The following is an 18,029-nucleotide window of genomic DNA, read 5'->3' as shown; positions in this document are numbered from 1 at the left end:
TTGACCTTGGCGACGGCGATCTCCGGCAGCACGGTGTAGTTGGCGAAGGTGGAGCAGCCCATGTAGTGATGGATCTTGTCCTTGCCGATCGAAAAGCGCGAGGTGCCGTCCGGCATCAGGCCCTGGCCCTGGGTCGAACGGATCGCCGTGCACAGGTTGGTCTTGCGCGACAGGCACGACGGGCAGGCGCGGCATTCCGGCGTATAGAGCGGGATGACATGGTCGCCCTTCTTGACCGAGGTGACGCCCGGGCCGACATCGACGACGACGCCGGCGCCCTCATGGCCGAGGATCGCCGGGAACAGACCTTCGGGGTCGGCGCCCGACAGCGTGAAATCGTCGGTGTGGCAGATGCCGGTCGCCTTGACCTCGATCAGCACCTCGCCGGCCCGCGGGCCTTCGAGCTGAACGGTCATCACTTCCAGCGGCTTGCCGGCCTGAACGGCGACGGCGGCGCGTACATCCATCTATTTTCTCCCTTCGACTAAGAATGATTTCGGGCGGCATCGGCGCATCGGCCAATGTCACCCGTTGGAATCGGCAATGAACTAGCGAATAGTCTGTTGGACGCGATTGAGTTCCATCTCAAGAGCCGCAATCGCCTTGCCGGTCTGTTCGTGCAATTTCTTGACGAGCGCGAGTTGCTCGCGAAGGCTTTCGCCGGAGGCGGTCTTCGTCTCGTCGTCAGGCGCGCGGCCCATTCCGGCGATCAGCCAGGCGGGCGTGACGCCGAGCACGCCGGCAAGCATGAACAGGCGGTTTGTGCGCGGCTCTGCTCGATCGCGCTCCCAGGCGGCGACCGTTTCCGTCCGTACGCCGAGCTGATCGGCGAGATCCTTGGTAGAAAGATTGGCTGCGTCGCGCGCGCGCCAGATGCGTCCGCCCAGCGTATCTCCGTCGCCGGTATCGCGCAGGCGGGCAATCATCGTTTCGGTGGACAAGCGCATGGATATCTCCTTTGCCACGGTTACGTTCAAAGGTCCCGGTTTCTGATCAGAGAAGTGAGAAAGCTTCTCCTCCGGGGCGGAAGATGACGTGAGCTTATAGGCATTCGGCCCGTCGGGGACCACCCCGGAGCGGCAAAAACGCGGTCAAAAGCGGCTAGGACGATGAAATACGCTCTTCCGTGTCGTACCCGCATGCGTTGAAAAGCGCTGCGAACGTTCTAAGGTGGCGCATCCAAATCGGAACGAGCCCATGACCGCGCCGGTATCGACAGCAGCCATTCCCCAGAACACGGTGATGCAGGGCGTCGCCATCATGCTCTTTGCCATGGTGATCTTGCCGGGCATGGACGTGATCGCCAAATATATGGCCGTCTTCGAGGGCATGGCGCCGGCGCAGGTGACCTTCTACCGCTTCTTCTTCCAGCTTGTCGCGACATTGCCCTTGCTCCTCAAGATCGGGGGCGTGCGGGCGCTGCGTCCGAAACGTCTCTGGCTCAATTTGCTGCGCGGCGTGCTTTTGGCAGCGGCCGCGCTGTTCTTTTTCATTTCGGTGAAATACATGCCGCTCGCCGACGTGTTTGCGATCTATTTCGTCGAGCCGTTCATACTGACATGCCTATCCGCACTGATCCTGCGCGAGAAGGTCGACTGGCGACGCTGGTTGGCCATTGCAGTTGGTTTTGCCGGGGCGATGATCGTCATCCAACCGAGCTTCGCTGCCTTTGGGGCAAAGTCGTTGCTGCCCGTTGCCTGTGCCTCGGTCTTTGCCTGCTATCTCCTGTTGAACCGGGCGGTCGGAACGGCGGACAGCCCGCTGACGATGCAGACGATCGCCGGTATCGGCGGAACGCTGTTCATGGTCGGCGTGATTGCGATTGGTAACGGCATGGATGTCGCGGATTTCGAGCCGTCCTTGCCGAAAACGGCACTCGGCTGGGTGCTCGTCGTCATCCTCGGCTCGCTTTCGGGCTATGGCCACCTGCTGGTGGTCAAGGCCTTCCAGGCCGCACCCGTTTCCCTGTTGGCGCCGTTTGCCTATTTCGAAATCGTCACCGCGACGGCCCTTGGCTACTTGATCTTCGGCGACTTTCCATCGGTCTCGAAATGGCTCGGCATCGCGATCATCGTCGTGTCGGGGCTCTTCATGATCTGGCGCGAGCGACAGGCCGGCGATCGATCCATCGAAGCGCCCTGATACATACCGGCTCCTGGTGCCTCCCCATTCAGGCTTCGTCGTTGCGGGTCGGGCCGAACACCGTCTCGAAGGCTTCGCGCAGCCGCATGTCCACATCGGCCACCATCACCGGCAAGCCGAGATCGACGAGGCTGGTCACGCCGTAGCCGCGGATGCCGCAGGGCACGATCCCGCCGAAATGGTCGAGGTCCGGATCGACGTTGAGCGAGAAGCCGTGAAAGCTCACCCAACGGCGCAGACGAATGCCGATCGCCGCGATCTTGTCTTCGGCCATCGAGCCATCCGGAAGCGACGGTTTTTCCGGCCTGCGAACCCAGACGCCGACGCGATCTTCCCGGCGTTCGCCTTTGACGTTCATCGAACAGAGCGTCGAGATAACAACGCTTTCCAGTGCGGCGACGAACGCCCGCACATCCTGTCGACGGCGCTTGAGATCCAGCATGACATAAACCACCCGCTGGCCGGGGCCATGGTAGGTGTATTCGCCGCCGCGCCCGGTCGCAAACACCGGGAACCGGTCGGGCATCACGAGGTCAGCCGCATTGGCGCTGGTGCCGGCGGTATAGAGCGGCGGATGTTCCACCAGCCACACGAGTTCGTCGGCGGTGCCGGCGGCAATGGCGGCGGCTTCCCGCTCCATCGTTTCAACTGCCTGTGGATAATCGACGAGGTGAGGGGCGATCCGCCAGCGAACCGGGGGTGATTCCGGTGGGGCGAGCATGTCCTGGCTCAGATTTTCGCGCTGCATTTCCGTCTGCATTCCTGTTTTGATCCCCTGTACATGGGACGGCGCGCGACAAGAGTCCAGCGTTTGCAGGGCTTCGCGAGGAGGCTGTTGAAATAGTTTCTTTTCCCGTCAAATTTCTGTCGTCATGCCCTTGTGCACCCCAGAGGCTTTTGCTACATGCAGCCCCGCCGGAGCAATTCGGCGCCTACCACGATGCGGTCGTGGCGGAATTGGTAGACGCGCAGCGTTGAGGTCGCTGTGGGGCAACCCGTGGAAGTTCGAGTCTTCTCGACCGCACCAAGAACCCGGCTTAGGCCGGGTTTTTTGCTTTTATATCCTATACTTGGCGAAATGGGTGTCCCACATCGGGACCATGCGCGGGGCACATTATTCGTTCCCTGGCGCCGAGCGCGAGTTTCCAGCTTCAATCCGGACGAATTACGCCACGGCGTCGTGTTCCTCGCGCGCAGCTTCCCAGACTTCCCGCGCTGCATCCAGGTTCATCAGTGCGATCCCCAGCCCAACAATCAAATCCGGCCAAGCTGACTGCCACAGGTAAGCCGTCGCCAGACCCGCGCCGATGATGGCGACATTGGCAACGGCATCATTGCGGGCAGACAGGAACGCCGCCCGCGTGAGGCTGCCGCTTTTATGGCGGTACGCGGCGAGAAGGTATGCACAGAACAGGTTGACCAGGAGCGCGCCAAAGCCGGTCAGGGATAGCGCAAAGGGCTCAGGCGGGATTGGATCCATGAACTTCGCCCAAGCCGTCCATAAGAAGGCCAGCGCGGGGACAAGAAGAATGAATGCCATCGCCATACCGACCCGTGCGCGGCTCCGCGCTGTCCAGGCCAGCGCAAAGAAAATCAGGATGTTCACGGACGCGTCTTCGAGGAAATCGACACTATCGGCCAAGAGAGACACAGAGCCGATGGCAAGCGCAACGAGGAACTCAACCCCGAAGTAGCCTAGGTTCAATAAGGCGACGATGAGCACGACGCGGCGTAGACTGTTATCCACCAAGGGGTTCCTTCATAGCTGCCGAGATACACCATCGACAATTTGGCACACTTGCTAGCAATAGATTGCTATCCATAACGTTACGTGTCGACATATGCATCGCTCATGGAAACCTCTGCCAACGGACCCACTATTACCCGCAGCGCGCCGGCAGCATTTGGCGGAGGCGCGATTATCGGCGTACTCGGCGGCCTGATCGGCCTTGGCGGCGCCGAGTTCCGCTTGCCGCTGCTCATTGGCCTGTTCAATTTTGCAGCTCTGGAAGCCGTCATCCTCAACAAGGCCATGAGCTTGGTTGTCGTTGCGACGGCCCTTCCGTTCCGGGCAGCAACTGTACCGTTCGGAGCGATTGCGGAAAATTGGTCCATTGTGGTCAATCTGCTCGCGGGAAGTCTGTTGGGCGCGTGGTTTGGGGCAGGGTGGGCCACGCGTCTCAAATCTGAAACCCTCTATAAGGTCATCGCGGCTTTGCTCGTTGCGATCGCGGTCATTCTGGTTGCGGGCCATGACGCGACGGCGGGGCAACCACTTTCGACCGGAGCGGCACAGCTCATCGCCGGCGTAGCGGCGGGCTTCATTATCGGGATTGTCGCCTCGCTCCTGGGTGTGGCCGGTGGTGAACTGCTTATTCCGACGCTTGTGCTTCTATTCGGCGCGGACATAAAGCTAGCCGGGAGCCTTTCACTGGCAGTGAGCCTGCCAACGATGCTTGTCGGCTTTACCCGATATAGCCGAGATCAGAGCTTCGCCGTCTTAGGTAAGAACAAGGGTTTTCTCTTCGTTATGGCGGCCGGCTCGATTATGGGGACATTCATTGGAGGATTACTTTTAGGTGCAGTGCCGAATGGCGTTCTGCTGCCGACCCTCGCTGTGATTTTGCTGATCTCTGCCGTAAAAGTCTGGCGACACACCTAGCGGCAACAGTGTCATTCATCGGGCAATTTACACTACAAACTCACTGAGTGGTCGTCATGGGTGGTTGATAGGCAATAGGTGAGGGAGGCAATCGAAACATCTCGACCGCACCAAATGTTCCCCTTTTGGGCGAGCCGCTCGGGGATGTCATCAGCCAGCGATAATCCCGATCGTGCAGATGCGGTTATTTCACCGTTCCGTAGGGCGAATCCTGCTGTGCTTCACCGCCGGTGCCCGTGTCTGCCGTGGGGTCTGTATCAGTCGGCGCCAGTACCCGGCCCTGCTTGTTGTCGATGCTGCCGGTTTGTTCGGGCGAGAGTTGCGGTTGGACCTGGTCGACTGCCGTTGTCCGGTCGTTGTCGTTGCTTTCGCCCCAGATCCCGGCGCCGCCCCAGACAAGCAGCGCCAGGAACAGGCCGGCTCCAAGGATGGCCAGAACACGCACGCCTAGCGACCCCTCGCGGCTTTCGCCAGCCGTAAAGCTCTCCCGGTCGGCGTCGTGTGTCGCCGGGATGGGATCGCCCCGTTCATCCAGATACTTGCTCATTGGATGACCTCCGTTGTTGTCATCGTAAACAACGGGATTCCAACGACAATGTTCCGCCTTGAGGCAAAATCACCCCGGCAGTTGCCAGGAATGAGAGCAGCCGAAATGCCAACGAATTTGGCGATCCGGCGCCATGCTTCTTTCCATCCGAAAGCCAGGGTTTCAGTTCGACCAGGTATCGGCCACTGTGCGGCGCACGAGCTTGTAGGTGTGGTCGGGTTGAACTTCGTAGGTTTCGAAGACCATGGTGCCCTGATGCATGAAGCGGTTCTGGATCATCGTGCCCGGCGCCGCTATCGTCTTTCGCATAGGGCCGGTCTCGCCGTAGGTGAGGCTACCCGGTAGCGGCTCGATGTTGGGGGATGCGCTGTTGCATCCCGCCAGCGCGAGAAGGGTGAGAATTGCGACATGCGTCGGTCTCATAGGCTGATCCTTGATTGAAAACCTGGTTTGAAACTAGAGGTTTTGTCCCGGGACGAAAAGCGCGCGGTCGATTGATATCCTGTTGTCTGCTCGATCTCCCAGAAGACCGGCCCTTGCCACGTCAGTTTCGTGCCAATTCCCTTACGGCTTTCTCGAATCTCTTGACGGCGCGCTCCCGCTTCAGGCGCGACAGACGCTGCGTCCAGAAGATGCCGTCGAGTTGGTCGATTTCATGCTGGAGGCAGATCGCCATGAGGCCATCCGCGTCCTCCTCGACAATGGTGCCGTCGAGCGTCTGGTATCGAACGCGGACGGCTCCGGGACGCTCGACGTCTTCGGAAATTCCCGGCATCGAAACGCTGCCCTCGGCGTGTTTCACCATATCGTTCGAGCGCGAGACGATCTCGGGATTGACGAAGATACGGACACCGCTTTCGCGGTCGAGCTCGATCACCGTCAGCCGCTGCAATATGCCGACATGCGGCGCAGTGATGCCGATACCCGGAGCAGCGCGCATCGTGTCGAGAAGGTCGTCGGCAAGCGCCCGCAGGGCATCATCGAAATGATCGACGGTCTTCGCTTCCCGGCTCAGCAACGGATCTGGAAAACGAAGAATGGGACGGATCGCCATGGCATGCTCCTCGGCTGCGGCCGCATAGTGCTATCCGATCGCGCTGTCGATGTCGACTGCGTGCGTGCATGTGCGTTTCCCATGTATTTGCAACAGCTTGAATAAATCTGTTGCCACAGTGGCGACGCCTGCGCCTGCGATGTGGACCTCGGCAGGGCTTTGCGCTAGCAGGGCTGTAAGGCTCAGTTCCGAGAGGCGGATCTGGGCGGTAAAACCGGCAGTGATGTACCCTTTCCCAAGTCCGCGCGTGGCGGGCCGGAAAGTTGGCAATCGTTTCGAGGGCGCGCTCATGAGCAATACCGGCGACGACGACCGCGGTTCCGAAGAAATCCCCGCCTATGACGGGGCAGACATCTATGCCGACGATGGTTCGGTGCGCTCCGACCTCCTGATGCATGTCGGCGCGGCGATTGCCGACCGCGATACGATCTATCTGCGCCAGCATGTCGCCGGTCTGCATTCGTCCGAAATGGGCGACCTGCTCGAGGCGATCCAGCCGGAACAGCGCCTGGCGCTCGTCTCGCTGCTTGGCAAGGATTTCGACCTTTCGTCGCTGACCGAGGTCGACGAGGCCATCCGCCTCGACATCGTCGAGCATCTGCCTAACGAGCAGATCGCCGAGGCGCTGGGCGAGATGGATTCGGACGATGCCGTCTACATTCTCGAGGATCTCGATCAGGAGGACCAGGACGAGATCCTGGCGAAGCTGCCTTTTACCGAACGCGTTCGCTTGCGCCGTTCGCTGGACTATCCCGAGAGCACGGCTGGCCGGCGCATGCAGACGGAATTTGTTGCCGTGCCCCCGTTCTGGACGATCGGGCAGACGATCGACTACATGCGCGAGGACGCGGACCTTCCCGAGAGCTTCACGCAGGTCTTCGTCATCGATCCGACCTTCAAGCTTCTGGGCGCGGTCGATCTCGACAAGGTTCTGCGCTCCAAGCGCTCGATCAAGGTCGACGCCATCATGCGCGACACGAGCCATGCCATTCCCGCGGAAATGGACCAGGAGGAAGCGGCGCAGCTCTTCGAGCAATACGACCTTCTCTCCGCCGCCGTAGTGGACGACAATGGTCGGCTCGTGGGGGTCCTGACCATCGATGATGTCGTCGACGTCATCCAGGAGGAGGCGGAGGAAGACTTGCTGCGCCTGAGCGGCGTCGGCGATGAGGAATTGTCGGACTCGGTGGCCGAGGCTTCCCGTTCGCGCGTTCCGTGGCTGTTCGTCAATTCGATGACGGCCTGCATATCCGCCTCGGTCATCGGCCTTTTCGATGCGACCATCCAGCAGATCGTCGCGCTCGCCATTCTGATGCCGATTGTCGCCGGAATGGGCGGCAATGCCGGCTCGCAGACGATGACCGTGACGGTGCGCGCGCTTGCGACCCGCGGCCTCGACATTCATAATGCTCCGCGAATCATCCGCCGCGAGGCGGGGGTCGGTCTGCTGAACGGCATGATCTTCGGCACTCTGATCGGTCTCCTGGCCGGACTCTGGTTCCAGGACCCGAACATCGGCGGCATCATCGCCACAGCCATGCTGATCAACATGATGGCTGCAGCCCTTGCCGGTATCTTGGTTCCGCTGCTTCTGGAGCGTTTTGGCGCCGACCCGGCCGTCTCCTCAGCGGTCTTCGTGACCGCCATCACCGACGTCACCGGCTTCTTCAGTTTTCTCGGTATCGCCACCTGGTGGTTCCAGGTCACGTGACGTCGGCGTTGTTTGACTTTTACGTCAAGGTCAACGATAGTGACGGTCAAGAAATCATGGAATGGCAGCGTGAATAAGTACTATAGCATTACCGAATTGACGCGGGAATTCGGCATTTCGACCCGAACGCTGCGGTTCTATGAGGACGAGGGCCTCATCCATCCGGAGCGCCGCGGCCGAACCCGCATGTTTCGACCGGCAGACCGTCGCCTGATTCAAGAGATTCTGCGTGGCCGGCGCATCGGCTTCACGATTGCCGAGATTCGCGAAATCATCCAGGTCTACAAGGACCCGCCCGGTGAACTGGGTCAGTTGCAATTGCTGATGAGCCGCGTGGAGGTCAAGCGCGAAGAGTTGCGCCAGAAGCGCAAGGATATCGAGGACACCTTGACGGAACTCGACAATGTCGAGGAGGCCTGTTTGACTCGTCTCGCCGAGATCGGCGTCGGCACCTGATTGAGCGCGTTTTCGGCGCGCATAGGGATTGAGGAAGGGCGGCTCTGGCCGCCTTTTTTTGTGTCTATTTGCAGCCTGATCAGATCCAGCGGCTCGTATGCCGGCAGTAGCGCTCGAACTCGAAGCCGAAGCGCGAAAGCAGATGCCGCTCTTCGTTGCGAATGGCGAAGATCGTCGTCAACATCACCGCTGCAATCGCCATGATGAAGAACCAAGGATTGAGCGTGATCAGGCCAAAGCCGATCATCATCAACGTGTAGCCGAGGTAGATCGGATTGCGGGTGAAGCGGAACGGCCCGTAGGTGACGAGGCACGTGGCGCAGCGGTGCGGAAGCACGGCCGTATGGCGATCCAGCAGCGTCTTGACGGCCCAGAGGTCGAGCCAGATTGCAGCCGCGACAAGAATGCCGCCGGAAAGCCAGGGCACCCAGCCATGACCGTGGGCCACTGGGATCGGCGCGTATCGCGCAAGCAGCAAGGCTGCGAGGGTGGCGGTCCCGTAGAGCAGGGCCGGCCACGGGAAACTCAGCGGCTTGGCACGATAGGCATTCATGTCCTAGTCCCCTGATTGCACGTCCATTGTGCATTGACCGGCGATTCGCGCAATGCGTTCATCGGTGTTCACGTTGATCTTTCCCCTGTTCAGTTCATCGAACAGGTTCTGCTCCACCAGGCGATCGAGCGTGCATCCGCAGAAGGCGTCGCAAGGCACGGCCGGATTGCCGCGGCTGCAGGCCTCGACGCAGTTCGTGCGGTAGGCTTGCTTGGGGTCCGGCAGTGTCGGCGGTGAGACCAGCGAGAAGAGGTAGACCAATCCGATGAGCAGCGGCTGGTGGAGGAGGTATATGGCCAGACTGTGACGCCCTCCGAAGACCAGCGCTTTCGTCCACAGGCGCGTTTTTCCGTCGCTGACGGGGCGCTTTGCCAGAGCTGCCACCAGGCGCGCATGCGCCAGCTTTGCGGTGCCGACACCGAGGAGAAAGGGTGCGAGCCACGGCAGCAGCGGCACGTAGTCGTTCGAGCGCGGGATCGTCTCGGAGAGCCCGACCCACCAAAGATACGGCGCATCGAAGATCGCCGAGCGAAGATAGAGCGGGGCGGCGAAGGCGGCGGCCGCAGTCGCGAACGAAATGATAGCCGGAAGGGGCAGGAAGAGCAGACCGACGAGGCTTGCTGCGGCAATCGAATGCAGGATGCCGAAGAAGATGAACGTGTCGGGGAAGGCGAACCAGGTCGCGATGCTGATCAGTGCGGCCGCGCCGGCGATCCTGGCGAAACGACGCATGAAGGCGTCGAAACGGATCTTCGGCCGTTGCCCGAGTACGAGGCTGTAGCCTGCCAGAAACAGGAAGCTGCTGGCAATCAGCCGCGCAAACATCTTCCACCCGCCGGTGCCGGCGGTTCCGGCAGCGATATAGCCGAAGAATTCCAGATCCCAGACAAAATGGTAGAGGGCCATGGCCACCAGTGCCAAGCCGCGCAGCACATCGATGAAGACGAGCCGGCGACGAGCACTGCTCGTCGGTTGCGGTTCAACGGTTGAAGTCATGTTGGTATCGGACATGGTGCTCGCCATCCTGTTGGCGCGAATGAGACTGTCAGGTCTGGCTTGCGCCAGACCGGTTTTGATCGCTGGGAAAGAGAAGATGCCGCTGAATACCCGCCCGGACCATGTCCGACGGGTATAGCAACAGCGGCTAGCCGGCGGCGTCCTGCAACAGGGCCGCACGCGCCTCTGAGAAGAACTGCCGGCGTGTCAGGACGAAGATGACGAAGATTGTCAGGCCAACGAAGGCGTAGGGGCTTATGAACCAGCCGAGATAACCGATCGATAGGAAGATTGCCCTGAGGCCGGCATTGAAGTGCTTGGCGGCAAGTACGTTCATGCGCACCGCGCGTTCGGCCGCAATCTCGGCGCCGTGCCGGTCGCGTATCATGTCCGCCGTCATCGGTATGCCGCCCATGAGGATCGAGCAGTAGTTGAACAGGCGATAGGACCAACCGAACTTGAAGAAGGAGTAGCCGAAGAGGCAGGTGAGCCCGGCGACCTTCAGCTCGAAGGCCGTCCGTCCGCCGTGGAAGACATAGGGCATGTCGGCGAAGATCATCTGTGCCTGCTCGGTCGCGCCCAAGAGAGCGAAGCAACCGCCGAGCGCGAAGATCGTCGTCGAGGCGAAGAATGCGGTGCCGGCCTGCAGCCCGGCAATGATCTGCGTATCGATCATCTTCAGGTCGCGGTTGAGCGAATTGCGAATCCACCGGCCACGATGCTCGTTCATCAGCCGCGTGAGACTGATGCGTTTGAAGCCACGAGTACCGTCTGTCGCCCAGCTGAAGCCGGCCCACAGCAGGATGAACACGACAAGTGCTATGTAATCTTCGAAGGTCATACACGTGTTTTTGGCATGGCTTTTGGAAATTGCAAGATCGGCGCGCCTGTGGAGAAGCGGCGGTGCATCAACTAGTGTGATGAAATTGCGGCGGAATTTCTTCCTGCAAAAATGCGTCGACTCCAGCGTTTGGTCGATTGACGGGAGTGCGGATACGCCTCTGACACCTTTCCGCCATATTTCATCGTTGCGTCTTTACACTTTCTTCAGTATGCATTGCGCCATGCACGGACCCCTGATGTGTGGCCCGCAGCCGTTGAGAGTTTTTCGGAGACATCATGGACAATACAATACAGAAGTCTTGCTGGGGCGTGACTGCTCGCGCCGTAGCCGGTTTCGCTGGCGTTCTTGTTCTTGCTTATCTTTTCGGCGGCCTTTGATACCCAAAAGTCCCCTGATTGACAGCGCGGCTTCGCAGAAGCCGCGCTGTTTTGATTCCGGGCGGTCGTAACGTCAGGCCTGGTGGCTGCTGCCCAGTTCGCCAGCGCAATGTCGCACCAGAGGGATCGGATGTCGATTGATCGCCTGATCGACAGGGGTAGGATGGCTTAGGGTTTGATCCTATATCTAAGGGTGAGGGTACGGCTTCGGTCCTGAGGAGAGATCGAGGTTTGTATCGAATGTGCAATCATGCATATGACGGCATCCGGCGATCGGCCGGGCGGCATATGTTCAGGCTCCGGGCAGGCAATTCATGTTTCTTTCCGTTTTCGACGTCTTCAAGATCGGTATTGGTCCTTCGAGTTCGCATACGATGGGGCCGATGTCGGCTGCCAATCGCTTTCTCGAACTGATCCTGTCCGACGAATGGCCGCGGCCGTCGCACGCATCTGTCGCTGCCATCAAGGTCAGCCTGCACGGCTCGCTCGCCCACACGGGCATCGGCCATGGCTCGGGCAGGGCGGTTGTGCTCGGGCTTGTCGGCGAACGTCCCGATCGCGTCGATCCGGACCGCATGGATGCCTTGATCGACGAAGTTGAGCGGACCGGACGCATAACGCCCCCGGGACATCCACCTTACGAATTTCAGCCGAAGACCGATCTGATCTTCGACAAGAAGGTGCCTTTGCCGGGCCATGCCAACGGCATGTCTTTCTCGGCTTTCGACAAGGACGGCCGCCTTCTGCTCAAGCGCATCTACTATTCGATCGGTGGCGGTTTCGTTGTGACCGACACGGAACTCGACGCCATGCGCGCCTCCAAGAACAAGCCCGCTGGCGTCAAGGTGCCGTTCCCCTTCAGCACCGCCCAGGAAATGCTGGATATGGCGGCCCGGTCGGGCATGACGATTGCGCAGATGAAGCGGGCAAACGAAGAATGCACCATGTCGCCCCAGGAGTTGAACGAGGGGCTCGACCGTATCTGGGGCGCCATGAGCAGCTGCATCGATCGCGGCCTCAGCCAGGACGGCATCATGCCGGGCGGCCTCAAGGTGCGCCGCCGCGCCCGCGCCATTCACGACAAGCTGCAGGAAGAATGGCGCTCCAACAAGATCAACCCGCTGCTCGCCAACGACTGGCTGAGCGTCTACGCCATGGCCGTCAATGAAGAAAATGCGGCCGGCGGACGCGTGGTGACGTCGCCGACGAACGGTGCCGCTGGCGTCGTTCCCGCGACCATCCGCTATTACATGCATTTCCACGACGACGCCGATCAGGACGGCGTTCGCGACTATCTGCTGACGGCCGCTGCCATCGGCGGCATCATCAAGCACAATGCGTCGATTTCGGGTGCCGAAGTCGGCTGTCAGGGCGAGGTCGGGTCGGCCTCGGCAATGGCGGCGGCGGGCCTCGCGGCCGTTATGGGCGGTTCGCCAGAGCAGATCGAAAACGCTGCCGAGATTGCGCTCGAACATCACCTCGGCATGACCTGCGACCCGGTCGCCGGCCTGGTCCAGGTGCCCTGCATCGAACGCAATGCGCTTGGCGCCGTCAAGGCCGTTACCGCCGCGTCGCTGGCGCTCAAGGGCGATGGGCAACATTTTGTGCCGCTCGACGCCTGCATCGAAACCATGCGCCAGACCGGCGTGGACATGAACGAGAAATACAAGGAAACCTCGACCGGCGGCCTGGCGGTCAATGTCGTCGAATGTTGAGCGGCGCACGAACGATTGTGGATGACGCTGCGCAATTCGCTTGACCGTGACGGTAGGACGGGTGTTCAAAAACAGCCATGTCTCTGCATCTCATAAAGCTCTGCGTCGGAGCGGAATCGATCGAGGACCTGCGCGAATGGGTTTCGCGCAAGGCCCTGACTGCGATTGCCGCCGGCCTTGAACCGCATTCGTTCCACACGACCCGCATGGTCCCGAAACGCGTGGACGAACTTCTGGATGGCGGCTCGCTCTATTGGGTCATCAAGGGACAGGTGCAGGCGCGTCAACCGTTGATCGGCATCGAGACTTTTACCGACGGGGAAGGGATCGGCCGCTGCAACCTGATTCTCGGCCCCGAAGTTGTCGAAACCGAGCTGCAGCCGCGCCGGGCTTTCCAGGGCTGGCGCTACCTCAAGGCTAACGAGGCACCGCGAGATCTTGCGTCGCTGTCCGGCGGCGGCGCCGACATGCCGCTCGAACTCCGGCGCGAACTGGCTGAACTCGGTCTGCTCTAGCCAGACGAAAAAGGCGGCCGAAGCCGCCTTTCAAATTCAGAACAATCAGAGGATGCGCATCTTCAGCGGCTGGCGACGGCCGGGCGCCGTCACGTGAAGATGGATGCCCGCGCGTGGCTGTGTCGAGCGCCAGGCTCTTGCGCCATGTGTCAGCAGCATGCCCACCAGATCCTTGGTCTTCGCCTTCGGGCGGTTGAGACCGAGATCGGCAATGCGCATCGCTGCCTCGTGCAGCGGATGCAGATTGATGCGCGACGGTTTAACCCGTCGCCCCGGCAAGGGAGTGACACCCGGAACATTCTCGTTCATTGCCATAACTAACCTCGTACGCTTTACAAAACCGAGGGAGGTGGCCGAACTAACAAACCGGCCACCGAAACTAGATGCCGCCTACTGCTGGGCAGCCCAGCAGGAAATACCTTTCTTCTTCAACGCCTTGCATGCGTTGACCGCTGCATTCTGGTCGTCGAATCCGCCAAAGCGAGCGCGGTAGACCTGAGCGCCGCCATTGCTGAAGGCGACGGTAAAGGGTGTTGCCTTGCTGAGCGCCTTACCACCCTTGTCCTTGGCGTTGCCGAGCAGCGTCATGGCCTGGTCCTTGTCCGGCGTCGCGCCGATCTGGATGACCCAACCCTGAGGCTGTGGCGCGGCCTGCGGCTCGGCTTCGGGCGCCACTGGCTCGCGCTTGGGAACGGAATTGGTGATCTGAGCGTCGACCATGCCTGCAGCAACCGGTTGGCGCGACAGCTTGATGCTCTGGGCGTCCAGCGTATTGGGAACGATCTTCGGCGAAAGGACCGGGTTGTCCGAGGCGCGCTTGGTTCCGGCATAGGCCATCTGCACGCTGTTGGTATTTTCGCCATTGTAACGCACGGCCGGTACGGGGCCGGTGTTCGGCAGATCGAGACCTGCAACTGCGGCAACCGGGCTGGCGACGGGCGCTTCCGTGACCTGTGCGACAGCGATCGGCTCTTCTGCCACGGGCGCAGCCGGCGTTTCGGCGATCAGGTTGCCGCCGCCGCGGCGCGAGGCCGTCGGCATGTACTTTGCCACGAGACGGCGCATCTGGGCGTCGCGGCTGGCACCGGAGGTGCCGCCCATGACGACGGCAACGATGCTGCGACCGTCAAGTTGCGCGGAGGTCACCAGATTGAAGCCTGAGGCACGGGTGTAGCCGGTCTTGATGCCATCGACGCCGCGCACATTGCCCAGCAGGCGATTGTGGTTGCCGATCGTCTGCTTGCCGAAACGGAAGCTGCGGGTGGAGAAATAGTCGTAATACTGCGGAAAATGCTGGCGCAGCGCGAGGCCGAGGCGGGCCTGGTCACGCGCCGTCGTGCGCTGCTCGGTGTTCGGCAGGCCGTTGGCGTTGCGATAGGTGGTGCGGGTCATGCCCAGCGCACGCGCCTTGTTGGTCATCATGCGGGCGAACCGCTGCTCCGAGCCACCCAGCAGTTCGCCGAGCGCCGTCGAGGCGTCGTTGGCCGAGCGGGTGACGAGCGACAGGATCGCCTGCTCGACGGTGATCGATTGTCCCGCGCGGACGCCAAGCTTCGACGGCGGTTCGGAGGAAGCGTTCTTGGAGAATGGAACGGGGGTCGACTTGGTGATCCGACCGGCTTCGAGCGCCTCGAATGCCAGATAGAGCGTCATCATCTTGGTCAGCGATGCGGGGTAGCGCAATTCGTCGGCATCTTCTCCGTAGAGAACCTTGCCGGTTTTCGCATCAACGACGATGCCCGAATATTTCGGATTGGCCAAAGCGGGCGCTGCGAAGGCAACCGATGCGACGGCGCCCGCAAGGACGATCCGTCCTACCATCTTTGAAAAAGCGCCGAACGGGCGTTTCGCGAGATCAAGAAAACCTGATTGGGACACTACGCTACTCTTCATTCTCATGTCATGGGTGTTGTCCGGACGCCGCCTCCGGGAACGACCGTTCCTGAGACAGTATCGGCATAGCGTTACCAATCGGTTTATGATGAATGATTGGTTTCCGGAACCGGACGCATTTTTACAGAGGTGATACCGGTGTAGCGCAATGGTGCGGCGCACAAGCCAGCATCACACCACTTGGACGAAATCAGGGCACGAGATGGCTTTTCACAAAGCCACCCACAGCATTGTCGATTTCGCGCCATTGCGGCAGCAGATTGCGGGAAAACCGGTAAAGGATGACCAGATCCTTGCCGGCATGAACATCGCGCTGGCAGTCCGCACTCGTGGAGGCTTTGTTGGCGCCAGGATCCAGGCAGCGCACGACATAGGTTGGCTCCCCTTCGCGCTCAGCGGTAAAGAAGGCTTCGCCTGCATAACTCGACGTCGCCTTGATACCATGCCGCGTCAGCCCGTTGGGGCCGGGGCTTGCGGCGCCCTCGAAGACCTGGCTGTAGATGGGCTCAAGCCGACCGGACATGTCGCGCGACATGGTGCTCTGCGAGATCTGCAGGAAGATCAGGCTCTCGGGACGGTTGACGTTATTGAAGAGGTGGCGGTTGTCATCACTGTAGCCTTCGAACGCCGGCCAGGTCAGGTAGATGTCGACGCGTTCGGCGATCGATGTTGCCCGCTGGCTTTCAAAGCGAATGACATTGGCGGGCAAACGAAGATGATCCTGGCCGATGAAGATATCGTAGGGCGTGAGGCTGGACGTGTGGCCGGCAAGGGCAAGGTTTTCCCCAAACCAGCGTCCCGATAGCGAGAGCGCCGCGGTGATTGCTGCGAGCAAGACAACGACCGCGGTGACTTTGTAGACGAAGCGTCCTGAAAGAAGCGGGCTCAGTTCCGGTTCGGAGTTCCCGTTTGAAGAGGTGCTCATCGATGGGGCATCCCGTCGCGGTGGCCGCGCGATATGTGGCGGTTCAACTGCCGCCGGTCGGTTTGTAGCGTCAGGTGGACTCTGGCAAGGTTTGCTTGTCTGACGCTGGTCGAAGATGGTTAATTTTCGATGAAATCGACGCGCGTCTCCCGTCGGCACGAGCTTGGTCGTGGTTCAGTGGGGCGATCAATAACGAAAAAGCCGGCTCCGAGGGACAGCGGAACCGGCCAGGGCCTGGTCTGATACGGGGATGGGGACTGACCAAAGCCCGGTAGGCGGAGCGTGGCGCGGGAAATCACCCAACCGCGCCACGGTTTCATCCGATGACGGCTTACTGGGTGCGGACGCTGCCGACGGCGACCGTACGGCCATCCTGCAGCTTGACCCAGCGACCGGCATGTTCTGTCGACTGCCGCTTGAGGTAGGTATATTCGGTGTCCGACCACAGCAGCACCTTGTTGCGCATGTTGTCGAGAATGAAGTCGCCGCGATCGGTGCGGACCGTGAGGACCGCGTGGCCATCGCCATTCGGCTGAAGGACGACGGTGATCAGCAGGTCAGAGGCGGAGAAGCCGCTTTCGATGAGTTTGCGGCGCTTCAGCAGAACGTAGTCTTCGCAGTCGCCGACGCTGTCGGGATAGGACCACTTTTCTTCGACGCCATGGATTTCCATGTCGGTCATCGGTGTGATCGCCTGATTGACGTCGTAGTTGACCTCGAGAATTTTTTGCCAGCCTTCGCGCGTCAGGACCGTCGGGCCGCGATCGGCGCCGTTCGACCGGCATTCGCCCGGATTGATCTTGCAGAATTCATAATGACCGATCGGCGGATTGGTCGCGCCGGTCACGGTCATGTTTGCCGGAAGGGCCAGCGCACCCTCGACCAGGCTGCCGGTGAAAAGTGCGGCGACAGCGATCATTTTGGTGATTGTCTTGAGCATGATTGTCTCCCCGTTATGGTTCGACAATGCCACGGACATTTTTATCGCTCGCGAAGATGCGAGGTAAAACAAAGTACAAATGAAAGCAGTATCAGAATAAAATAAGAATAGAATTTGAGATATATTTTAGTTGAATTTGATTCAAATTTTAACGGTTTTCAAAGGCTGCCAATCGCACAAGTGGAATCCATTAAGCATCTAAATGGTTGCAATGGCGGTGTTTTGCGAGCGTCATATCGACGGCACGCGCGACGATGCTAGGCTGTATGGCGGTGGTGGGATCTATCCGGAAGGGACAATTCCCCGCTTCACGCTCGGTCGCAATGCTTGAATTCAACGTGAAATCAACGCGAAGAGCGAAAATACGCGGAAAAAATATTTGAGAAAGTTGTGCCGGAAAATCGGTGCGGGGACTACGGGCTGTGCTGAAATGGAGCAAAAGGGCCGCGGGCAAAGCGCGGGCACGGGTACTTCAGTTCGATTGTCAGGGGCAGATCGGAATAGGGCCTTGGTGGTTTACTGTGTCTGCTTCACCGAGCGCGGTCGGCCGCATGTGGATGCCGCCACTGACATGGCGTCACGATTGAGGGCGGCAATATCAGTGCAGGTTGGTATTACAGCGCCGCGCGTCTTTTAAGACGCGCCAAGGTCTCTGTAACACTTTGAATTACTGGATAATTTTATCCTTAAATCGATTCC

Annotated in this window: 20 protein-coding genes and 1 tRNA gene; 7 read left to right on the top strand and 14 right to left on the bottom strand. The window is 60.3% G+C overall.

Translation table 11 applies throughout. The features are described 5' to 3' along the window. Positions 1 to 467: alcohol dehydrogenase catalytic domain-containing protein (locus BC360_RS26285; RefSeq protein ID WP_153045837.1), on the bottom strand; the 467-nt coding region annotated here is incomplete at its 3' end. 81 nt (positions 468 to 548) lie between these two features. Beyond that, positions 549 to 947, bottom strand: a complete 399-nt coding sequence (locus BC360_RS26280) for a helix-turn-helix domain-containing protein (RefSeq protein WP_065797415.1) — start codon at positions 945 to 947, stop codon at positions 549 to 551. 250 nt (positions 948 to 1,197) lie between these two features. Here BC360_RS26280 and BC360_RS26275 point away from each other — a divergent pair, with 250 nt between their 5' ends. Further along, complete coding sequence (locus tag BC360_RS26275) at positions 1,198 to 2,142, top strand: DMT family transporter (protein WP_065797414.1); 945 nt, start codon at positions 1,198 to 1,200, stop codon at positions 2,140 to 2,142. 28 nt (positions 2,143 to 2,170) lie between these two features. Here the strand turns inward: BC360_RS26275 and lipB are convergent, their stop codons facing one another. Next, positions 2,171 to 2,890, bottom strand: a complete 720-nt coding sequence (lipB, locus tag BC360_RS26270; RefSeq protein ID WP_065797428.1) for a lipoyl(octanoyl) transferase LipB — start codon at positions 2,888 to 2,890, stop codon at positions 2,171 to 2,173. Positions 2,891 to 3,084: 194 nt separating this feature from the next. Between lipB and BC360_RS26265 the strand changes: the two genes are divergently transcribed. Further along, positions 3,085 to 3,169: transfer RNA gene (locus BC360_RS26265), tRNA-Leu, on the top strand. A gap of 138 nt (positions 3,170 to 3,307) precedes the next feature. On the opposite strand, the gene BC360_RS26260 is transcribed toward BC360_RS26265, so the two are convergent. After that, the gene (locus tag BC360_RS26260; RefSeq protein WP_083222737.1) at positions 3,308 to 3,889 is read right to left on the bottom strand and encodes a cation diffusion facilitator family transporter; all 582 of its coding nucleotides are present in this window, start codon (positions 3,887 to 3,889) and stop codon (positions 3,308 to 3,310) included. 105 nt (positions 3,890 to 3,994) lie between these two features. On the opposite strand from BC360_RS26260, the gene BC360_RS26255 reads away from it, so the two are divergent. Beyond that, positions 3,995 to 4,804 (top strand): sulfite exporter TauE/SafE family protein, encoded by an 810-nt coding sequence (locus tag BC360_RS26255; RefSeq protein ID WP_065797412.1) that lies wholly within the window; start codon positions 3,995 to 3,997, stop codon positions 4,802 to 4,804. A gap of 184 nt (positions 4,805 to 4,988) precedes the next feature. On the opposite strand, the gene BC360_RS26250 is transcribed toward BC360_RS26255, so the two are convergent. The 3 genes from BC360_RS26250 to BC360_RS26240 all read right to left on the bottom strand — a co-directional run bounded on the left by BC360_RS26250 (position 4,989) and on the right by BC360_RS26240 (position 6,405). Continuing rightward, positions 4,989 to 5,351, bottom strand: a complete 363-nt coding sequence (locus BC360_RS26250; protein WP_065797411.1) for a hypothetical protein — start codon at positions 5,349 to 5,351, stop codon at positions 4,989 to 4,991. Positions 5,352 to 5,513: 162 nt separating this feature from the next. Further along, positions 5,514 to 5,774: a hypothetical protein gene (locus tag BC360_RS26245; protein ID WP_065781299.1), complete on the bottom strand. Its 261-nt coding sequence runs from the start codon at positions 5,772 to 5,774 to the stop codon at positions 5,514 to 5,516. Between the two features lie 121 nt (positions 5,775 to 5,895). Further along, entirely contained in the window at positions 5,896 to 6,405 is a 510-nt protein-coding gene (locus BC360_RS26240) for a peptide deformylase (RefSeq protein WP_065797410.1), read from the bottom strand. Positions 6,406 to 6,694: 289 nt separating this feature from the next. On the opposite strand from BC360_RS26240, the gene mgtE reads away from it, so the two are divergent. Continuing rightward, complete coding sequence (gene mgtE, locus BC360_RS26230; RefSeq protein ID WP_065797409.1) at positions 6,695 to 8,116, top strand: magnesium transporter; 1,422 nt, start codon at positions 6,695 to 6,697, stop codon at positions 8,114 to 8,116. Positions 8,117 to 8,185: 69 nt separating this feature from the next. Next, positions 8,186 to 8,572, top strand: coding sequence for a MerR family transcriptional regulator (locus BC360_RS26225; RefSeq protein ID WP_053247195.1), 387 nt, complete (start codon positions 8,186 to 8,188; stop codon positions 8,570 to 8,572). 79 nt (positions 8,573 to 8,651) lie between these two features. Here the strand turns inward: BC360_RS26225 and BC360_RS26220 are convergent, their stop codons facing one another. The 3 genes from BC360_RS26220 to BC360_RS26210 form a co-directional block, all read right to left on the bottom strand. Next, positions 8,652 to 9,125 (bottom strand): methyltransferase family protein, encoded by a 474-nt coding sequence (locus tag BC360_RS26220; RefSeq protein WP_065781295.1) that lies wholly within the window; start codon positions 9,123 to 9,125, stop codon positions 8,652 to 8,654. Positions 9,126 to 9,128: 3 nt separating this feature from the next. Beyond that, complete coding sequence (locus BC360_RS26215) at positions 9,129 to 10,136, bottom strand: DUF1624 domain-containing protein (protein WP_065797408.1); 1,008 nt, start codon at positions 10,134 to 10,136, stop codon at positions 9,129 to 9,131. 133 nt (positions 10,137 to 10,269) lie between these two features. After that, entirely contained in the window at positions 10,270 to 10,962 is a 693-nt protein-coding gene (locus BC360_RS26210; protein WP_065797407.1) for a DUF599 domain-containing protein, read from the bottom strand. 694 nt (positions 10,963 to 11,656) lie between these two features. Between BC360_RS26210 and BC360_RS26205 the strand changes: the two genes are divergently transcribed. Both BC360_RS26205 and BC360_RS26200 read left to right on the top strand, forming a co-directional pair. Next, positions 11,657 to 13,057 (top strand): L-serine ammonia-lyase, encoded by a 1,401-nt coding sequence (locus tag BC360_RS26205; protein ID WP_065797406.1) that lies wholly within the window; start codon positions 11,657 to 11,659, stop codon positions 13,055 to 13,057. A gap of 77 nt (positions 13,058 to 13,134) precedes the next feature. Then, a complete protein-coding gene (locus tag BC360_RS26200; protein WP_065781291.1) occupies positions 13,135 to 13,572 on the top strand; it encodes a DUF1489 family protein in 438 nt (145 codons plus the stop codon). Between the two features lie 45 nt (positions 13,573 to 13,617). Here the strand turns inward: BC360_RS26200 and BC360_RS26195 are convergent, their stop codons facing one another. From BC360_RS26195 to BC360_RS26180, 4 genes are all read right to left on the bottom strand, one after another. After that, positions 13,618 to 13,887, bottom strand: coding sequence for a hypothetical protein (locus BC360_RS26195; protein WP_065781290.1), 270 nt, complete (start codon positions 13,885 to 13,887; stop codon positions 13,618 to 13,620). A gap of 75 nt (positions 13,888 to 13,962) precedes the next feature. After that, positions 13,963 to 15,471, bottom strand: coding sequence for an SPOR domain-containing protein (locus tag BC360_RS26190; protein WP_065797405.1), 1,509 nt, complete (start codon positions 15,469 to 15,471; stop codon positions 13,963 to 13,965). 184 nt (positions 15,472 to 15,655) lie between these two features. Beyond that, positions 15,656 to 16,390: a hypothetical protein gene (locus BC360_RS26185; protein WP_065797404.1), complete on the bottom strand. Its 735-nt coding sequence runs from the start codon at positions 16,388 to 16,390 to the stop codon at positions 15,656 to 15,658. Positions 16,391 to 16,721: 331 nt separating this feature from the next. Next, positions 16,722 to 17,330, bottom strand: coding sequence for a transglutaminase-like cysteine peptidase (locus tag BC360_RS26180; protein ID WP_053247203.1), 609 nt, complete (start codon positions 17,328 to 17,330; stop codon positions 16,722 to 16,724). Positions 17,331 to 18,029: the final 699 nt, after the last annotated feature.

Source organism: Ensifer sp. LC163 (genome assembly GCF_001695855.1).
GTDB lineage: Bacteria > Pseudomonadota > Alphaproteobacteria > Rhizobiales > Rhizobiaceae > Ensifer.
The sequence above is the reverse complement of the archived record's forward strand: the minus strand, read 5'-3'. Positions and strand labels throughout refer to the sequence as shown.